This is a genomic window from Pseudomonas sp. CBS (assembly GCF_024734645.1).
GTDB lineage: Bacteria > Pseudomonadota > Gammaproteobacteria > Pseudomonadales > Pseudomonadaceae > Aquipseudomonas.
This window is the reverse complement of record NZ_CP102929.1, coordinates 5444089-5460490: the sequence shown is the minus strand read 5'-3', so window position 1 is coordinate 5460490 and position 16402 is coordinate 5444089. Positions and strand designations below refer to the sequence as shown.

Sequence of the window (16402 nt, the reverse complement as noted above, 5' to 3'; positions counted from 1 at the left end):
ATTGCCACTGTTGCCGGTTTGGTAACAGTCCTTGTCTCGAATCGCTATTTTTCATTCTGTAACAAAAGCCTATTCTTGCTTGGCTTTCAGGGCAAACCGCCCGCTTCCAGAACCTGGAAGAACAGCACGATTTTATGGATTGATCACTATTTTCAATCTGTTACCGGTGTTCACTGACGTTGATTTATTGCTCCTTGATCAAACGTCTTACTTCAGCCGCTGCCTTTGCAGCGGCTTTTTTTATGCCTGAAATAAACCGGGGCGCCATGGCGCCCCGGTTGATTAAAACTTTTTCATGCAACGATCACAGGCTGTATTTCTGCAGGTTGGCCATCATCTCTTTCAAGGCTTCGATGTTGTCCTTGGGGTGAGCGGCCCCTTCAAAATCGCAGATTTGCTGCCAGTGGGCGGCGACGTCATCCGGCGAGAACCCTGCCTCAGGGTCGAAGCCAACCCCCAGGCTGCGCTCCCAGCGGGTCTTGCCGATCCAGCCACCGCCCACCTCGAACAGCCCGGAGGTTTCCTGACATGCCTCGCTGCCCAGGTACACCACCAGCGGGCTGACCAGTTCCGGCTTGAGGCGTTCGAAGACTTGCGGCGGGATCAGGCCTTCGGTCATGCGTGTGCCGCCGGTAGGTGCGATGGCGTTGACCAGGATGTTGTTCTTGCGGCCTTCCAGCGCCAGGGTGCGGGTCAGGCCGTACAGGCCGAGCTTGGCCATGCCGTAGTTGGACTGGCCGAAGTTACCGTAAATGCCTGAGGTCGAGGCGGTGAAGATCACGCGGCCGTAGGCTTGTTCGCGCAGGTGGGGCCAGGCGGCGCGGGTGACTTTGTAGGCGCCTTCGACGTGAACGCGGTAGACCAGGTCCCAGTCGCTGTCTTCCATTTTGTGGAAGGTTTTGTCCCGCAGGATCCCGGCGTTGTTGACGACGACGTCGATGCGGCCGAAGGCGTCGAGGGCGTTCTGGACGATTTTGTCGCCGTCGGTGACGGAGTCGTGGTTGGCTTCGGCGATACCGCCGGCCTCGCGGATTTCGGCGACGACGCGGTCGGCCGCCGAGGCGTTGGCGCCTTCGCCCTGGGTTGAGCCGCCAAGATCGTTGACCAGCACTTTGGCGCCGTGTTTGGCGAACAGCAGTGCGTGGGCGCGACCCAGTCCGCCGCCGGCACCGGTGACGATCACGACCTTGTCTTGGAACTGCACAGGCTCACTCATTGGGGACTCCAGGGGTGGTTAGGGGTGGATGGGTTGAGTGTCAGGCACGGGGCTTGTGGTCACAATAAATACGGTTGGGGGTGAATGGTGCGCGATAAGGCTGGGGGATGATTGGTGTGGGTTAGATGGGGGACATATCCGTTATTTAGGTAACGGCCTCCTATGGTTCCGCTCTTACAGCGGCTCACTTTTGAAGAGCGCAAAAGTAAGCAAAACGCTCTTGCCCCACCACTCGGCACCTCGCCTAGGCTCGGTGTGCCCTCACTCCGGCTTTGGACCGTGGGCCGCCGTCATGGGCCATCCCTGGCCCAGGACGGCTAACCTGGCGTCCTGCCAGGTTACCCACGCTCCAAAGCCTGCGTTCGGCCAGCGTGGTTTAACGGGGCGCCTAAGATCAAGATCAAAAGCAGATCAAGAGCACAGCGGCCTCCCGGCCGGCTTGAGTGTTAAAAGCAAAATCAAAATCTAAAGCGGGCACGGTCCAAATGTGGGAGCGGGCTTGCTCGCGAAGGTCGTTAACGATGACGCGGGCATTCTGGATGAACGCGGCGCTCTCAGGTTTTTCGCGAGCAAGCCCGCTCCCACAGAAAAGCAGATTTGTTTTCGCTCTGGTTTTTGCTTTTGCTTTTAACACTCAAGCCGGCCGGTAGGCCGCTGTGCTTTTGCTTTTGATTTTGATCTGACTGCCCCAATAAGCCCGAGGCCGAACGCAGGTATTGCGGAGCGGGTAAACCGGCAGGACGCCGGTTTAGCCGCGCCGGGCCATGGATGGCCCGTCGCGGCGGCCCGCGGAGCAATGCCGGAGTGAGGGAACGCCGAGCCTAGGCGAGGCGCCGACAGGCGGGGCAGAGCCCTTTGCTTACTTTGGGGCTTTTCCAAAGTGAGCCGCTGTAAGAGCGGAACCATAAGCCGCCGTTACCTAAATAACGGATATGTACTCAACCCAATCAAGAATAAGCCACCCGAGAAGCCCCCACCCCAAGCCCCTCCCGAAACGCCAGATAATGCTTCAACACCTGCACCGGTGCCTCAATCTGCGGATAGTGCCCAATATTCGCGAGCAACACCGTATCCGCATGCGGCACCAGCTCACGATAGCGCTGAACCATATGCCCCCCAGAAATCGGATCAACCTCCCCATCGATCACCCGCAACGGCACCTCCCCCCGCTGCATCGCTGCCACCCATCGATCCCGCTGCCGCCGACGCTGAGGAATATACGCAATCAACTTGTGCAAAATCCGCGGCCCATCCTGGCTCTCGATCAAGCTCCAAAAATCATCCAACGCACTTTCACTGGGCCGGGTCGAAGGCCCGAAAATCTGCCCGAAACTATTGGCCAGCGCATTACGCCCAAACGCCCGTCCGATCATCCACCCCAACGGGCTCAGCAACAGCTTCTGCACCAACGCCGGACGATGCGTCTCCGGAAACAACCCACCGTTGAGAAACACACCACTGGCCATCTGAAACCGCCCTTCGTAATGCCGCGCCAACAATTCCTGCGCAACACTGTCACCGTAATCATGAGCCAGCACATGCACCGGCTGCTGCACCCAAAGATGCTCCAGCAAAGCCTGCTGCAAATCCGCCTGTTCCAGCAGGCAATACGTGTGATCCAGCGGCTTGGCCGAATCGCCAAACCCCAGCATGTCGCACGCAATCACTTGATAGCGCTGAGCCAACGGCTGCCAGAGGTAATGCCAATCCCAACTGGCGGTGGGAAAACCATGGATCAGCAGCAACGGCTCGCCCTGCCCCGCCACCCAGTACCGAATGGTGCGGCCGCGAAACTCGAAGCTCTGGGCGCGCTGGCGCCAGATGCGCAGCGGGATCTCGGCGAGTGGCATCAGCTTTTATACCCGGGGTCGAGTGCGTCCAGTTTGCGCAGCAGCGCCGGCCAGGCCAGCGCGCCGCCCATGCCTTGGGCGCTTTTGGTGACCCCGGCGATCATCGCCCGGGCACCGGCCAATATCTGTGGTGCAATCGTGATCAATTCCGCACCACCGTTCTGCGCCATCACCTGGATATCGCAGGTGCGCTGGAAGATGAACATCATCAGGAACGTATCGGCGATGCTGGCACCACAGGTCAGCAGGCCGTGGTTGTGCAGCATCAGGAAATTGTTTTCGCCAAGATCGGCCTGCAAGCGGGCCTTTTCCTCGTGGTTCAGCGCCACCCCTTCGTAGGCGTGGTAGGCCAGGCTGGACAGCACAAACAAGGATTGCTGGCTGATGGGCAACACACCTTGCTTCTGCGCGGAAACGGCGATTCCGGAAGCGGTGTGGGTGTGCAGCACGCAGACCACGTCGTGGCGAACTTCGTGTACCGCGCTGTGGATGGTGTAGCCCGCCGGGTTGACCTCGTAGGGACTGTCCATCAGCTTGTTGCCGGCCTGGTCGACCTTCACCAGGCTCGACGCGGTGATCTCGTGGAACATCAGCCCATAAGGGTTGATCAGGAAGTCTTCGGTGCCCGGCACCTTGGCCGAGATATGGGTGAAAATCAGGTCATCCCAACCGTGCATCGCCACCAGTCGGTAGCACGCGGCGAGGTCGACGCGGGTCTGCCATTCGGCAGCGCTGACCTGATCTTTTACGCTGTGTGTCGATTGAACAGTGGCTAGGCTCACGGCATGACCTCCTTGGCGCGCTTTATTATTTTTTTGAGTGAAGGGGCAATCCAGGCAGAAGAGGCAGTCTAGTCAGACGCCGAGGCTGCCGTAGTTGCATTGGCAGCCACCTTGATGACCGAGCGGGTCAGTCCTGAGAATAGTTCGAATTTGCTCAATGCGTGTCAGAGAAGCGACGCCAATAAAGGCGCAGCAAACAGGTTGAGCAACCCGGTCAGCACCATCACCAGGCCCGCCACCGAGCCCTCCTCGCCCCCCACTTCATGGGCGCGGCTGACGCCGGCGCCATGGGCGCCCACGCCGAACAACGCGCCACGAGCCAATGGCGTGCGCAACGGCAGCCACTTGAGCAGTACACCGCCGAGCATGGCGCCGAACACTCCGGTGAACATCACGAATACGGCCGTCAGCTCCGGCACGCCACCCAGGTCGGAGGACACCGGCATGGCGAACGGCGTGGTGATCGAACGGGGCACCAACGACATTGTCACCGAGCTGTCGAGTGCCAAGGCTTTGGCCAGGCCGTACGAAGTGGCAATGGACGCCGCGCTGCCCGCCACCATCCCCAGCAACAACGCTGACCAATGACGCATCAGCAACTGGCGCTGTTGCCAGATCGGAATGGCGAACGCCACGGTCACCGGGCCCAGCACCAGCATCAGCCAGTGGGTGTCGGTGGAGTATTCGGCATAGGCCGTCTTCATCGGCACGGCCACGGCCAGTAACAGCGCGGGCACCAGGATCAGCGGCGACAGCAGGTAACGCCCGGTGCGCCGGTAGATCCAGCGGCTGAAGGCGTAGGCGCCGAGGGTCAGCGCCAGCCAGAACATCGGCATCAGCTCAAGCTTCATGGCGCAGCTTCCAGCGGCAGACGAATTCGACGGTAAACGCCGTCACCAGCATTACCGACAAGGTGCTGAAACCGATCACCAACATGATCCGCCAGCCGTCGTGCTTTACCAGGCCGCCGTAGTCCAGAAGGCTCATCAACGCAGGAATGAAGAACAGCAGCATCTCCGCCATCAACACACCGGCGCCCAATTGCAGGGCCGCCGGCTTGACCAGGCCAGTGGCGAAGGTCAGCAGCAACAGGCCCAGGCCGACTACGCCACCGGGAATAGGCCAGCTCAGCCAGGCCGCCAGTTGGCAGCCCAGAAAGTAAATGGCCAGCAGGATGATCAGTTCAGCCAGCAACCGACCAACGAATTTGAAGGTGAAACGTTTCATGAGCTTTGGGTCCTCCCAGTGCACCCATTTTAAAGAGGCGCCTGGCATCCCCACAGCGAATTGTTAGACTGCAATCTATTCCAAACTGGAATCAGGCGAATGGAATTTAAACAGCTGCGCAGCTTTGTCGAAGTGATCCACCGAGGCGGTTTTACCCAAGCCGGTAAAACCCTGCACATCAGCCAGTCCGCGGTCAGCAAGCAGGTGGCGCAATTGGAACAAAGCCTGGGCACGCCGCTGCTGGATCGCCTGGGTTCGCAGATTCGCCTGACGGCGGCCGGGCAAGTGGTGTTGCAGCGGGCAGAAGCGATGCTGCGCCAGCAAGCCGAGTTGCTCAGTGAGCTGGATGACTTGAATCAGCTGACCCGTGGCGAACTGCGCATGGGCTTGCCGCAGTTGGGTGGCGACACGCTGTTTGCCGGGTTGTTTGCCGAATACCGCCGGCGCTATCCGAACGTCACCATCCAATTGCTGGAAGGCGGCAGCCGCAGCATCGAGCAGGCAATCTTGAGTGGAGAACTGGAGGTGGGCGGTAGCTTGATGCCCAGCGACCCGGCATTTGCCTGGCAGGCATTCTGCGATGAGCCGCTGGACGCCCTGCTGCCCATGGACCATCCGCTGGCCGATAACGCGCACATCCGCCTGGAGGAACTGGCTGATACACCGTTCCTGATGTACCAGCGCAGTTTTGTATTGAACGACCGCCTGTTGCAGGCCTGTCAGCAGGTGGGCTTTACCCCGAAGGAAAGCGGGCGCAGTGGCCAGGCGGATTTTCTCGCCGCATTGGTGGCCGCCGGCCAAGGCGTGGTGCTGCTGCCCAGCGTAGTAGCCCGGGGCCTGGTGCGGCCCGGGGTGGTGCGCCTGACGCTCAAGGCGCCGGAATACCTGCGCTGGGACATTGCCTTTATCTGGCGTGAGGGCGCCTATCTGTCGAAAGCCGCCCAGGCCTGGCTGGCATTGTTGCGCGAGTTTCCGGTCAACCGCGCAGTGCAGTAACCAACTCGGCCAGCCAGGGCTCGGCGTCGGCTTCCGGGGTCACGCTTTCGCTGGCGTCCAGGCGCAGCATCGGCAGCACTTCGTGCACGCCCAACTCGGCAAACAGCTCGCGCATTTGCTCGCCGCCGCCGCAGAAGGTGTCGCCATAGCTGGCGTCGCCCAGGCCGATCACCGCGCCCGGCAGTCCGCGCCAGGCGGCCGGCAGTTGGTCGCGAATGGTCGAATACAGCGGTTGCAGGTTATCGGGCAATTCGCCCATGCCGGTGGTGGAGGTCACGGCTAAAAAGGCCTCGGGGGCAAAACCCTGCACATCGGCCAGGGTGGCGCGCGGGTTGTGCCAGGCGTCGAAACCGGCAGCGTTGAGAATGCTTGCAGCGTGACGGGCGACTTCTTCAGCGGTGCCGTATACCGAGCCGGAAAGGATGGCGACTTTCATCAATCTGATCCTGTAGCTGACTAAAAGCCTGGGATATTAACAGCTAGGGCAAGTGGACAGGCTGCTGGCATGTCTTAAACTGCAAATCCCCGAGACAAGCCCTGGACCGCTCAATGATTAACGCCAAGCTGATGCAACTGGTGATCAACGCTTCCAACGACGGCATCGTTATCGCCGAGCGCGAAGGCAAGGATATGCCACTGATTTACGTAAACCCGGCGTTCGAGCGTATGACCGGCTACACCCTCGACGAAATCCTCTATCAGGATTGCCGCTTCCTGCAATCGGGTGACCGTGACCAGGCGGGGCTGATGGCGATTCGCGAAGCCTTGGAGAGTGGCGGCTCCTGTCGGGAAATCCTGCGCAATTACCGCAAGGACGGCACGCATTTCTGGAACGAGCTGTCGTTATCGACGGTTTACAACGCGGCCGACAAGCAAACCTACGTTGTGGGCGTGCAGAAGGATGTGACCGTTCAGGTCAAGGCCCAGCAGCGTGTCGCGCAACTGGAGGCACAATTGAAGGACCTCAGGGCGGAGCTTGCGGCACTCAAGTCGACGAGCGGATCTAACAAAAACTAGAAAACGCGGTCTTTAAAGAGATAATGGCGTTTTAATACCTTTTTCTTGAGCAAGATCAATGCAACGCGACGCGCTTTTGACGCAGGACGAGCTGGATTTTATTCAGACCATGCACCATAACCCGCAACTCAACGTGCGGGACGCGTCGTCGAGCCTGACGGTCAATGGCGGTGCGCAGATTCGTGATTTGCTCACCCGACTGGCCGCCCATGACCATGTCACCCTCCAGGCGCAATTCGACAACCAGCAAATGACCTTTCCGCTGCAATTGGTGGAAGACGAGTTTCATGCCGTGCATTTGCGGCTGGGTGTACCGAGTATTTTCGAAGACGGGCCGATGATTCGCCCTTGGCGCCTCGCGCTTGAAGAGCCGGTGCCGTTGGAAAATATCAAGGGCCAGCCGGGGGCACTCTGGGTGCATGAGGTGTCATTCAAAGGGTTGCTGGTGGAAATTCGCGGGCGGATCAAGGCGCCAAAAACCTTTTCCCTGTGGTTCAGCCCGTCCGGGTACGAGCGTATCTCGGTGCGGGGCACCCTGGAGCGGGAAACATCCCGAGGGTTGTTCGCCTATCGCCTGAACCAGAGTGATGTGGATGAAACCGAGCGCCTGCGCCAGTTTATCCTGCAGCAACACCGCCTGTTTCATCCCGAAGTCCACGCCTGACGTCAGGTATCCAGGCTGCCGCGCAGAAACTGCTGCGAGCGGCGCTGCATCAACCGCCCTTCATTACCCAGGCAGCCGACGGGCGACCCCTTCAGTTGCTCCTGGGCCAATTCCGACGCATCGCCGGCCAGCAAAAGCGGGCAGTCAATGGTCAAGGCCAGCCGCTCGAGGCGCCGGGGCAACTCAAGGGTGGGCGAGTGATTGGAGAACACCACGAGGGCTTGTGGCTTGGTTTTTTCGCAGATAAGCGTCAATTCATCGATCGGTTGGCCCACGCTCAAGACCTTGACCGCCAACTCGTCACTGCTCAGCAGCAAACCTGCAACCAATAGTTCAAGCTCTCGGCATTCTCCGGCGATTGCGGCCAGTAGTACCCGGGGCGCCGGGGAGGCGCAGCCTATTTGCAGGCGTTTCCAGGTGCGGCTGCGCAAGAACCCATCAAAAAACAGCCATTCGCTCGTTTGGCCAAAGAGTCCCTGGTGACGCAGCAACTGCTGCCAGAGGGGCATCAGGATGTCCTGAAAAACCACCGCAACCGGGTATGCCGCGAAAATCTGGCCATACAACCGATCCAGTTGCCGGTCGTCGAAGGCACCGACGGCCGTTCGCAATTGCTGCTGCCACTGGCTCCATTCATGCTCGGCGCCTGCTGGCGTAACCGCCGCAACAGCGGCTTGCTGATCATCGCGGGCGAGGATTTTCCCGACTTTGCTCACCGCCACGCCACGTTCGATCCAATCGAGAATGCGATGAACGGTTTCTATGTCGGTGCGTGAATACAGGCGATGCCCGCTTTCGGTGCGAATCGGCTGGATCAGCCCATAACGACGCTCCCAGGCACGCAGGGTGACGGGGTTGATGCCTGTCAATCTTGCCACTTCACGAATCGGGAACAGCTCATCGGAATCAGCGGAATTGCCAAGGGCGATATTGGAGCATGGAGCAGTCATTACAGACATCAGGGCACTAACATACTGTGAGGAACTTGGATCCCATTTAACGCCGATACGACTGTCCGTTTCAAGGTCTTAGCCCAGCCGACCAATGTCGCTGGTGTATTTCTTCAAAACAGGAATAATCCTTGCCTGTTTTTTCAACGTGGCTGCTTACCCCGCAGCTTCGTTCGTGCGCCACCTACCCGGTTCAGCGCACCCGATCCTTATGGAGATACACAATGTCTACCTCCCCCGTTACCCTGATGGTTGCGCGCCGCGTGGCCAAGGGTCGTTACGAAGAGTTGATGGCCTGGCTGCGCGAAGGCGAGCAATTGGCCACGGACTTTCCCGGTTACCTGGGCTCCGGCGTGCTTGCACCGCCGCCCAACGATGATGAGTTCCAGATTATTTTCCGCTTCGCCGACGAAAAAACCCTGCATGCGTGGGAGTTTTCCGCATCCCGTGGTGCATGGCTCGGGCGTGGCAGTGAGCTGTTTGCTGCGCCGTCGGAGCATCGCGTACGCGGTATCGACGGCTGGTTTGGCGCCGCCGCCGCACGACCGCCACGCTGGAAGCAGGCCGTGGCCATCTGGCTGGCGTTTTTCCCGGTGTCGCTGCTGTTCAACTTCGGCCTTGAGCCGCTGCTCAGCGAGTTGGGTTTGTTGAGCCGTGTGCTGGTCAGCACCCTCGCGCTGACCCCGCTGATGGTTTACTTCTTTATCCCATTGTCGACCCACCTGCTGGCCGGCTGGCTGCATCCGGCTCCGGCCCAGGTAAAGGCCACCGAAGCCACCGCTTGAGTACAAGGGAGGCCGCGCGCTGGTATAGTTTTAACCTGCCAGCGACTCGAGCTTCCCATGTCTTCAACTCCCGCCCCGATCCTGATTACCGGTGCCGGCCAACGTGTCGGCCTGCATTGCGCCCTGCGCCTGCTGGACGAAGGGCAGCCGGTGATTTTCAGTTACCGCAGCGAACGTCCCGGCGTGCAGACCCTGCGCGAGCGCGGTGCGATTGGCGTGTTTGCCGACTTTTCCTGCGAGGCGGGCATTCTCGCCTTCATCGACGAACTGAAGACGCACACCCAGAGCCTGCGGGCGATCATTCACAATGCTTCGGCCTGGGAGGCGGAAACGCCCGGCGACGAGCCCCGCGCCTTTGCCGGTATGTTCAGTGTGCACATGCTTGCGCCCTACCTGATCAACCTGCATTGTGCTTACCTGCTGCAACGCTCCACGCCTGCGGATATCGTGCACATCAGCGATGACGTGACCCGCAAGGGCAGCCGCCAGCACATTGCCTACTGCGCCACCAAGGCCGGGCTCGACAGCCTGACCTTATCGTTTGCCGCGCAACTTGCACCGACGGTCAAGGTGAATGGCATTGCCCCGGCAATGGTGATGTTCAACGAGGGCGACGACGCGGCCTACCGCGCCAAGGTCCTGGCCAAGGCGGCACTGGGCATCGAACCCGGCCCCGAGGTGATTTACCAGAGCGTGCGTTACCTGCTGGATAACCCGTATGTCACCGGTACCACCCTGACCGTCAACGGCGGGCGGCATATCAAGTAAGCCGTTTGCGAGGATGTTGTATGACCTTATCCCTGCCCCACCACTACCGCGAGATCCTCAAGGGCCTGGGTGAAGACCCCGAGCGCGAAGGTTTGCTCGACACGCCAAAGCGCGCTGCCAAGGCCATGCAGTATTTGTGTCATGGGTACGAGCAGAACCTGGAGGAAATCGTCAACGGTGCGCTGTTCGCCTCCGACAACGACGAGATGGTGATCCTCAAGGACATCGAGCTGTATTCGCTGTGCGAGCATCACCTGCTGCCCTTTATCGGCAAGGCCCATGTGGCCTATATTCCGACCGGCAAGGTCCTGGGCCTGTCGAAGCTGGCGCGTATCGTCGACATGTTCGCCCGGCGCCTGCAGATCCAGGAGAACCTGACGCGGGAAATCGCCGACGCCATCCAGCAAGTCACTCAAGCAGCGGGTGTGGCGGTGGTGATCGAAGCCAAGCACATGTGCATGATGATGCGCGGCGTGGAAAAACAGAATTCAACCATGAACACCTCGGTGATGCTCGGCGCCTTCCGTGAGTCGAACACCACGCGCATGGAGTTCCTGCAACTGATTGGACGGAGCAAGTAGCAATGCCACAACTTCAGCCAGGCATGGCGCGCATCCGGGTCAAAGACCTGTGCCTGCGCACGTTTATCGGGATCAACGAGGATGAAATCCTCAACAAGCAGGATGTGTTGATCAACCTGACCATCCTGTATGCCGCCCAGGAAGCCGTACGTGACAACGACATCGACCACGCGCTGAACTACCGCACCATCACCAAGGCGATCATCGCCCATGTGGAAGGCAACCGCTTTGCCCTGCTGGAGCGCCTGACCCAGGAGATCCTCGACCTGGTGATGAGCAATACGTCGGTGCTGTACGCCGAAGTCGAAGTCGACAAACCCCATGCGTTGCGTTTTGCCGAATCGGTGTCGATCACCCTGGCGGCCAGTCGCTAACCCTTACCTTTGCAGTGAGTACCATGAACGATCAACAACGCCTCGAACTCGAAGCTGCCGCCTTCCGCCGGCTGGTGGCCCACCTGGACAGCCGCAAGGATGTTCAGAACATCGACCTGATGAACCTCTCGGGCTTCTGCCGCAACTGCTTGTCCAAGTGGTACAAGGCCGAGGCCGACGAGCGCCAGATCGAGCTGAGCCTCGATGACGCCCGTGAAGTGGTGTACGGCATGCCGTACGCCGAGTGGAAAGCCCAATACCAGCAAGAAGCCAGTGCCGAACAGCAAGCGGCATTCGCCAAAGGAAAAACCCATGACTGACCTGAACACCCTGCGCGCCAGCCTCACCAGCGGCGAACATGCGTTTGCCGATACCCTGGCGTTTGTTGCCGCCGGTTACGACTACCAGCCACAAGCCTTCACCAACGCCAGCGTGGAAAACGCCGCCGGGCAGAACGAAGGTTCGTGCAAGACCCTGGGCCTGGCGTTGCTGGAAGGCTTGAGTGATGAGGAAGCGCTGTTGGCGTTTGGCGAGCATTACCGTTCGGTACTGGCCACGCCTGAAGGCAGTGACCATGGCAACATTCGTGCGCTGATCGAGCATGGGTTGGCGGGTGTGAAGTTCACCGCACAGCCACTGACTCGTAAATCCTGAGTCAGGCATAGATCAAAATGTGGGAGCGGGCTTGCTCGCGAATGCAGAGTGTCAGTCAATACATCGGGTGACTGATACACCGCGTTCGCGAGCAAGCCCGCTCCCACATTTGAGCTGTGGTGTTGCATAAATCGCAGACATAAAAAAACCGGCCTCGCAGCCGGTTTTTTTGTTTCAGCGGTTTAGAACGCAGCGTCTTTCAAACCGTCGAGGTAACGCTCGGCATCCAGGGCCGCCATGCAGCCAGCGCCGGCGGAGGTGATTGCCTGGCGGTAGACGTGGTCGGCCACGTCACCGGCAGCGAAGATGCCTTCGATGTTGGTGGCCGTCGCGTTGCCTTCACGGCCGCCTTGCACGATCAGGTAACCGTCTTTGGCATCCAGCACGCCTTCGAACAACGAGGTGTTCGGGGTGTGGCCGATGGCGATGAACACGCCGTCGACTTTCAGTTCGTCGAAGCTGCCGTCGTTGTTCTTCAGGCGAGCACCGGTCACGCCCATGTTGTCGCCCAGGACTTCGTCCAGGGTGGCGTTGAGCTTGAGGATGATCTTGCCTTCGGCCACGCGGGCATGCAGCTTGTCGATCAGGATCTTCTCGGCGCGGAAGGTCTCGCGGCGGTGAACCAGGGTCACGGTGCTGGCGATGTTGGCCAGGTACAGCGCCTCTTCCACCGCGGTGTTGCCGCCACCGACCACAGCCACTGGTTTGTTGCGGTAGAAGAAACCGTCGCAGGTCGCGCAAGCGGAAACGCCCTTGCCCATGAACGCTTCTTCCGACGGCAGGCCCAGGTAACGAGCGCTGGCGCCGGTGGCGATGATCAGTGCGTCGCAGGTGTACACGCCGCTGTCGCCGGTCAGGCTGTAAGGCTTCTTGGAGAAGTCGACCTTGTTGATGTGATCAAACACGATTTCGGTTTCGAAACGCTCGGCGTGTTCTTTCATGCGCTCCATCAGCACCGGGCCGGTCAGGCCGTGGACGTCGCCCGGCCAGTTGTCGACTTCGGTGGTGGTGGTCAACTGACCGCCCGCTTGCATGCCGGTGATCAGCAGCGGCTTGAGGTTGGCCCGGGCAGCGTAGACGGCAGCGCTGTAACCGGCAGGGCCGGAACCGAGAATAATCACTCGCGAATGACGGGTATCAGACATGACTCACTCCTATCGACCGCCCGGACTACAGAACGGCTGGAATAAAAAAGGACCGCGAAGCACTTGGGGAAGGCTTGAACTCGCAGATCCTGAAAATAATGGGTGCAGCGTATAGAGGGAGGCAAGATTAAGGAAATACGGAATAACAATCCAGCTCATAGGTGGTCTCTATCCCGTGCCCTCTATTAATCGACACCTTTGTTACCGTTAATGTCGCGAGGCGGGCCGTGCTTTCCCGGTACTCCCAAAGCCGGTAAGGTCGGCGCGTTCGCCCCCATTGCCCGGAGTCATCCATGCCCGCCCCCGTTCTATCAGGCCCACAATACCTGCGCGAAGGCCTCAAACTGGTACTCAGCCCCGGCTTGCGCCTGTTCGTGCTGCTGCCGCTGGCGATCAACCTGATCCTGTTCGTCGGATTGATCTACTTCGCCGGCCATCAGTTCAGCCTGTGGGTCGACACGCTGATGCCGACCCTGCCGAGCTGGCTGAGCTTCCTCAATTACCTGCTGTGGCCTTTATTTGTGGTGCTGGTGGTGCTGATGGTGTTTTTCACCTTCACCATGCTCGCCAACATCATTGCCGCGCCGTTCAACGGCTTTCTGTCGGAAAAGGTCGAAGTGGTGGTGCGCGGCACCGATGACTTCCCGGCATTCAGCTGGGGCGAACTGGCGGCCATGGTCCCGCGCACCCTGGCCCGGGAAATGCGCAAACTGGGTTACTTCCTGCCCCGGGCCATCGGCCTGTTTATCCTGTCGTTCATCCCGGTGGTCAACCTGGTGGCCGCGCCGCTGTGGTTGCTGTTCGGCGTGTGGATGATGGCGATCCAGTACATCGACTACCCGGCAGACAACCACAAGCTGGGCTGGAACGAAATGCTCGCCTGGCTGCGCCAGAAGCGCTGGCAGAGCATGAGCTTCGGCGGCATCGTTTACCTGGTGCTGCTGGTGCCGGTGGTGAACCTGCTGATGATGCCGGCGGCGGTGGCCGGGGCGACGTTGTTCTGGGTGCGTGAGCAAGGCACCGAGGCGATGATCGTTAAAAAGGCCTGAGCCGTCACAAATCCATCATCCAAAAGACACAATGACGACATGGCCCACGCCGACACTGTGGGTCATGACGACAGCTTCGCTCCACATCACCCTGATCACCGAAACCTTCCCGCCTGAGATCAACGGGGTGGCCAATACCCTTGGCCGCCTGTGTGACGGCTTGCGCGCGCGTGGGCATCAAGTCGAACTGGTTCGCCCACGCCAGGGCAGCGACCAGAGCCGGCCCAGTGACGATGGCCTGATGCTTTGCCGCGGCTGGCCGTTGCCGGGTTATCCGGGGCTGCAATGGGGCCAGTCGTCGATGCACAAATTGCTGCGGCGCTGGACCCGCCAGCGTCCGGATGTGCTGTACATCGCCACTGAAGGGCCGCTGGGTTTGTCGGCGTTACGCGCGGCGCGGCGCCTGGGGATCAGTGTGGTGAGTGGCTTTCATACCAACTTCCAGCAGTACTCCAACCAGTACGGCCTGGGCATGTTGAGCCGGGCGTTGACCCACTATCTGCGCTGGTTCCATAACCGCTCGAGCTTGACCCTGGTGCCCAGCGCCAGCCAGCGCCTGGAGCTGGAGCGCCGCCATTTCGAGCGCCTGGGCATGCTCGCCCGCGGTGTCGACAGCCAGCTGTTTCATCCGGCCAAGCGCGACAATGCGCTGCGTGAAAGCTGGGCATTGAACAGTGACCAGATCGCGGTGCTGCACGTGGGCCGCCTGGCCCAGGAGAAAAACCTCGGGCTCCTCAAGCGCTGCTTTGAAACGCTGCAGGACACCTATCCACTGCGCCAGATGAAACTGATCATCGTCGGCGATGGGCCACAACGGGCGATGCTGGAAAAGGAACTGCCGGAGGCGATTTTCTGCGGCACCCTGCGCGGTGAAGAACTGGCCCGGCATTATGCGTCCGGGGATCTGTTCCTGTTCCCCAGCCTCACTGAAACCTTCGGTAACGTGGTGCTGGAAGCCATGGCTTCAGGATTGGGTGTAGTGGCGTACGACCAGGCGGCCGCGACCCAGCACATTCGCCATGGCTACAGTGGCGTGCTGGCGATGCCGGGGGATGAGGAAGCGTTTTGCGATGCGGCCAATTGGCTGCTGGAAGAGCGGGAAAGTCTAAGGCGGGTGCGGCTCAACGCCCGGCAGCACGCCAGCCGTCAGGGTTGGCCAGCGATTATCGAGCAGTTTGAGCGGCAGTTACGCGGGGTATGCGAGGACGAGCAACCGGTGCCCGTCCTGTCGCCCCTTACACCAACGTCGTCAACGCCTCACGACTGAACGGCAGGATGTCGCCTTCACGGCCTTCGCGAACCTTCAGCGCCCAATCCGGATCCACCAGCAGCGCGCGGCCGACAGCCACCAGATCAAACTCGTCGTTGTTAAGGCGCTCCAGCAGGTTTTCCAGGCTGGCGGGTTGCGCGACCTTGTCGGTGTTGACCATGAACTGCAGGAATTCGCCGTCCAGGCCGACGCTGCCCACGGTGATGGTTGGCTTGCCGGTGAGCTTGCGGGTCCAGCCGGCCAGGTTCAGCTCGGAGCCTTCGAATTCCGGCTCCCAGAAACGGCGGGTGGAGCAGTGGAAAATATCCACGCCCGCGTCAGACAGCGGCTTGAGGAATTCACCCAGCGCTTCCGGGGTTTGCACCAGGCGCGCGGTGTAGTCCTGCTGCTTCCACTGGGAGAAACGCAAGATGATCGGGAAGTCCGGGCCCACGGCGGCACGGATGGCCTGGATCAATTCGATGGCGAAACGCGAACGGTTGGCCAGGCTGCCGCCGTATTCGTCGGTGCGCTGGTTGGTGCCTTCCCAGAAGAACTGGTCCACCAGGTAACCGTGGGCGCCGTGGATTTCCACGCCGTCCATGCCGATGCTCTGGGCATCCTTGGCGGCTTGGGCGAACGCAGCAATCACGTCCTTGATGTCTTGCACGGTCATGCCGTGGACGACGACGGTGCCGTCCTTGAGTTTTTCGGTCGGGCCGTAAGCCGGGACGCTGGCATCCGGCTCGGTGCCGATGCGCCGTACGCTGCCCACATGCCACAGTTGCGGAACGATCTTGCCGCCTTCGGCATGTACGGCGTCGACCACTTTCTTCCAGCCGGCCAGGGCGGCCTCACCGTAGAAATGCGGGACGTTCGGATAGCCATTGGACGCCGGGTGACCGACCACAGTGCCTTCGGTGATGATCAGGCCGACACCGGCAGCGGCGCGGCGGCGGTAGTACTCAATGACTTTGGCGTTAGGCACGCCGCCCGGGGAGAACGAACGGGTCATCGGCGCCATCACCACGCGGGTCGGCAGTTGCAGTGCGCCGAGCTGGAACGGTTTGAACAAGGCTTGGACAGGCATGGGAG

The 16402-nt window shown here is 60.4% G+C and carries 21 protein-coding genes; 11 read left to right on the top strand and 10 right to left on the bottom strand.

The features are described 5' to 3' along the window. Positions 1 to 304: 304 nt before the first annotated feature. The 6 genes from NVB75_RS24910 to NVB75_RS24885 form a co-directional block, all read right to left on the bottom strand. Positions 305 to 1216, bottom strand: coding sequence for an SDR family oxidoreductase (locus NVB75_RS24910; protein WP_258343771.1), 912 nt, complete (start codon positions 1214 to 1216; stop codon positions 305 to 307). 400 nt (positions 1217 to 1616) lie between these two features. Beyond that, positions 1617 to 1850, bottom strand: a complete 234-nt coding sequence (locus NVB75_RS24905) for a hypothetical protein (RefSeq protein WP_258343770.1) — start codon at positions 1848 to 1850, stop codon at positions 1617 to 1619. A gap of 313 nt (positions 1851 to 2163) precedes the next feature. After that, the gene (locus tag NVB75_RS24900; protein WP_017476031.1) at positions 2164 to 3066 is read right to left on the bottom strand and encodes an alpha/beta fold hydrolase; all 903 of its coding nucleotides are present in this window, start codon (positions 3064 to 3066) and stop codon (positions 2164 to 2166) included. Next, complete coding sequence (locus NVB75_RS24895; RefSeq protein ID WP_063033089.1) at positions 3066 to 3848, bottom strand: class II aldolase/adducin family protein; 783 nt, start codon at positions 3846 to 3848, stop codon at positions 3066 to 3068. The genes NVB75_RS24900 and NVB75_RS24895 overlap by 1 nt, the downstream gene beginning before the upstream one ends. A 164-nt stretch (positions 3849 to 4012) precedes the next feature. Then, positions 4013 to 4699: an LrgB family protein gene (locus NVB75_RS24890; protein WP_258343769.1), complete on the bottom strand. Its 687-nt coding sequence runs from the start codon at positions 4697 to 4699 to the stop codon at positions 4013 to 4015. Continuing rightward, positions 4689 to 5075, bottom strand: a complete 387-nt coding sequence (locus NVB75_RS24885; RefSeq protein WP_177022708.1) for a CidA/LrgA family protein — start codon at positions 5073 to 5075, stop codon at positions 4689 to 4691. Before NVB75_RS24885 ends, NVB75_RS24890 begins: the two co-directional genes overlap by 11 nt. Before the next feature lie 99 nt (positions 5076 to 5174). Between NVB75_RS24885 and NVB75_RS24880 the strand changes: the two genes are divergently transcribed. Next, positions 5175 to 6071, top strand: a complete 897-nt coding sequence (locus NVB75_RS24880; protein ID WP_258343768.1) for a LysR substrate-binding domain-containing protein — start codon at positions 5175 to 5177, stop codon at positions 6069 to 6071. Here NVB75_RS24880 and NVB75_RS24875 read toward each other — a convergent pair. Continuing rightward, complete coding sequence (locus NVB75_RS24875) at positions 6052 to 6507, bottom strand: flavodoxin (protein WP_003208486.1); 456 nt, start codon at positions 6505 to 6507, stop codon at positions 6052 to 6054. The genes NVB75_RS24880 and NVB75_RS24875 overlap by 20 nt on opposite strands. A gap of 113 nt (positions 6508 to 6620) precedes the next feature. Here NVB75_RS24875 and NVB75_RS24870 point away from each other — a divergent pair, with 113 nt between their 5' ends. Both NVB75_RS24870 and NVB75_RS24865 read left to right on the top strand, forming a co-directional pair. Beyond that, positions 6621 to 7088 carry a PAS domain-containing protein gene (locus NVB75_RS24870; RefSeq protein ID WP_258343767.1) on the top strand — a complete coding sequence of 156 codons (468 nt, stop codon included), beginning with the start codon at positions 6621 to 6623 and terminating at the stop codon, positions 7086 to 7088. Positions 7089 to 7146: 58 nt separating this feature from the next. Then, on the top strand, positions 7147 to 7752 hold the full coding sequence (locus NVB75_RS24865; RefSeq protein WP_017476024.1) for a hypothetical protein: 606 nt from the start codon (positions 7147 to 7149) through the stop codon (positions 7750 to 7752). A gap of 2 nt (positions 7753 to 7754) precedes the next feature. On the opposite strand, the gene NVB75_RS24860 is transcribed toward NVB75_RS24865, so the two are convergent. Next, positions 7755 to 8711, bottom strand: coding sequence for a MerR family transcriptional regulator (locus NVB75_RS24860; RefSeq protein WP_375378884.1), 957 nt, complete (start codon positions 8709 to 8711; stop codon positions 7755 to 7757). A 215-nt stretch (positions 8712 to 8926) separates the two neighbouring features. Between NVB75_RS24860 and NVB75_RS24855 the strand changes: the two genes are divergently transcribed. Genes NVB75_RS24855 through NVB75_RS24830 form a run of 6 tightly spaced genes read left to right on the top strand, consistent with a single transcriptional unit; the run spans position 8927 to position 11864 of the window. Then, positions 8927 to 9487, top strand: a complete 561-nt coding sequence (locus NVB75_RS24855; protein ID WP_258343765.1) for an antibiotic biosynthesis monooxygenase — start codon at positions 8927 to 8929, stop codon at positions 9485 to 9487. A 57-nt stretch (positions 9488 to 9544) separates the two neighbouring features. Next, positions 9545 to 10255 carry a dihydromonapterin reductase gene (gene folM, locus NVB75_RS24850; protein ID WP_258343763.1) on the top strand — a complete coding sequence of 237 codons (711 nt, stop codon included), beginning with the start codon at positions 9545 to 9547 and terminating at the stop codon, positions 10253 to 10255. Positions 10256 to 10275: 20 nt separating this feature from the next. Beyond that, positions 10276 to 10836, top strand: a complete 561-nt coding sequence (gene folE, locus NVB75_RS24845) for a GTP cyclohydrolase I FolE (RefSeq protein WP_258343761.1) — start codon at positions 10276 to 10278, stop codon at positions 10834 to 10836. A gap of 2 nt (positions 10837 to 10838) precedes the next feature. After that, positions 10839 to 11210 (top strand): dihydroneopterin triphosphate 2'-epimerase, encoded by a 372-nt coding sequence (gene folX / locus NVB75_RS24840; protein WP_003208474.1) that lies wholly within the window; start codon positions 10839 to 10841, stop codon positions 11208 to 11210. Between the two features lie 23 nt (positions 11211 to 11233). After that, the gene (locus NVB75_RS24835; RefSeq protein ID WP_008432302.1) at positions 11234 to 11530 is read left to right on the top strand and encodes a DUF1244 domain-containing protein; all 297 of its coding nucleotides are present in this window, start codon (positions 11234 to 11236) and stop codon (positions 11528 to 11530) included. Then, entirely contained in the window at positions 11523 to 11864 is a 342-nt protein-coding gene (locus NVB75_RS24830) for a HopJ type III effector protein (RefSeq protein WP_258343760.1), read from the top strand. The genes NVB75_RS24835 and NVB75_RS24830 overlap by 8 nt, the downstream gene beginning before the upstream one ends. A 182-nt stretch (positions 11865 to 12046) precedes the next feature. On the opposite strand, the gene trxB is transcribed toward NVB75_RS24830, so the two are convergent. Then, a complete protein-coding gene (trxB, locus tag NVB75_RS24825; protein ID WP_010176992.1) occupies positions 12047 to 13009 on the bottom strand; it encodes a thioredoxin-disulfide reductase in 963 nt (320 codons plus the stop codon). A gap of 293 nt (positions 13010 to 13302) precedes the next feature. On the opposite strand from trxB, the gene cysZ reads away from it, so the two are divergent. Next, on the top strand, positions 13303 to 14058 hold the full coding sequence (cysZ, locus tag NVB75_RS24820) for a sulfate transporter CysZ (RefSeq protein ID WP_258343758.1): 756 nt from the start codon (positions 13303 to 13305) through the stop codon (positions 14056 to 14058). Positions 14059 to 14122: 64 nt separating this feature from the next. Next, positions 14123 to 15325 (top strand): glycosyltransferase family 1 protein, encoded by a 1203-nt coding sequence (locus tag NVB75_RS24815; protein ID WP_258343756.1) that lies wholly within the window; start codon positions 14123 to 14125, stop codon positions 15323 to 15325. Here NVB75_RS24815 and NVB75_RS24810 read toward each other — a convergent pair. Beyond that, entirely contained in the window at positions 15294 to 16397 is a 1104-nt protein-coding gene (locus NVB75_RS24810) for an NADH:flavin oxidoreductase (RefSeq protein WP_258343754.1), read from the bottom strand. The genes NVB75_RS24815 and NVB75_RS24810 overlap by 32 nt on opposite strands. Between the last annotated feature and the right edge of the window lie 5 nt (positions 16398 to 16402).

What these genes read in the sequence shown, in the direction of transcription:
- NVB75_RS24910 (WP_258343771.1), bottom strand. Translation starts at nt 1,216, where the DNA reads ATGAGTGAGCCTGTGCAGTTCCAAGACAAGGTCGTGATCGTCACCGGT.
- NVB75_RS24900 (WP_017476031.1), bottom strand. Translation starts at nt 3,066, where the DNA reads ATGCCACTCGCCGAGATCCCGCTGCGCATCTGGCGCCAGCGCGCCCAG.
- NVB75_RS24890 (WP_258343769.1), bottom strand. Translation starts at nt 4,699, where the DNA reads ATGAAGCTTGAGCTGATGCCGATGTTCTGGCTGGCGCTGACCCTCGGC.
- NVB75_RS24885 (WP_177022708.1), bottom strand. Translation starts at nt 5,075, where the DNA reads ATGAAACGTTTCACCTTCAAATTCGTTGGTCGGTTGCTGGCTGAACTG.
- NVB75_RS24880 (WP_258343768.1), top strand. Translation starts at nt 5,175, where the DNA reads ATGGAATTTAAACAGCTGCGCAGCTTTGTCGAAGTGATCCACCGAGGC.
- NVB75_RS24875 (WP_003208486.1), bottom strand. Translation starts at nt 6,507, where the DNA reads ATGAAAGTCGCCATCCTTTCCGGCTCGGTATACGGCACCGCTGAAGAA.
- NVB75_RS24870 (WP_258343767.1), top strand. Translation starts at nt 6,621, where the DNA reads ATGATTAACGCCAAGCTGATGCAACTGGTGATCAACGCTTCCAACGAC.
- NVB75_RS24865 (WP_017476024.1), top strand. Translation starts at nt 7,147, where the DNA reads ATGCAACGCGACGCGCTTTTGACGCAGGACGAGCTGGATTTTATTCAG.
- NVB75_RS24860 (WP_375378884.1), bottom strand. Translation starts at nt 8,711, where the DNA reads ATGTCTGTAATGACTGCTCCATGCTCCAATATCGCCCTTGGCAATTCC.
- NVB75_RS24855 (WP_258343765.1), top strand. Translation starts at nt 8,927, where the DNA reads ATGTCTACCTCCCCCGTTACCCTGATGGTTGCGCGCCGCGTGGCCAAG.
- folM (WP_258343763.1), top strand. Translation starts at nt 9,545, where the DNA reads ATGTCTTCAACTCCCGCCCCGATCCTGATTACCGGTGCCGGCCAACGT.
- folE (WP_258343761.1), top strand. Translation starts at nt 10,276, where the DNA reads ATGACCTTATCCCTGCCCCACCACTACCGCGAGATCCTCAAGGGCCTG.
- folX (WP_003208474.1), top strand. Translation starts at nt 10,839, where the DNA reads ATGCCACAACTTCAGCCAGGCATGGCGCGCATCCGGGTCAAAGACCTG.
- NVB75_RS24835 (WP_008432302.1), top strand. Translation starts at nt 11,234, where the DNA reads ATGAACGATCAACAACGCCTCGAACTCGAAGCTGCCGCCTTCCGCCGG.
- NVB75_RS24830 (WP_258343760.1), top strand. Translation starts at nt 11,523, where the DNA reads ATGACTGACCTGAACACCCTGCGCGCCAGCCTCACCAGCGGCGAACAT.
- trxB (WP_010176992.1), bottom strand. Translation starts at nt 13,009, where the DNA reads ATGTCTGATACCCGTCATTCGCGAGTGATTATTCTCGGTTCCGGCCCT.
- cysZ (WP_258343758.1), top strand. Translation starts at nt 13,303, where the DNA reads ATGCCCGCCCCCGTTCTATCAGGCCCACAATACCTGCGCGAAGGCCTC.
- NVB75_RS24815 (WP_258343756.1), top strand. Translation starts at nt 14,123, where the DNA reads ATGACGACAGCTTCGCTCCACATCACCCTGATCACCGAAACCTTCCCG.
- NVB75_RS24810 (WP_258343754.1), bottom strand. Translation starts at nt 16,397, where the DNA reads ATGCCTGTCCAAGCCTTGTTCAAACCGTTCCAGCTCGGCGCACTGCAA.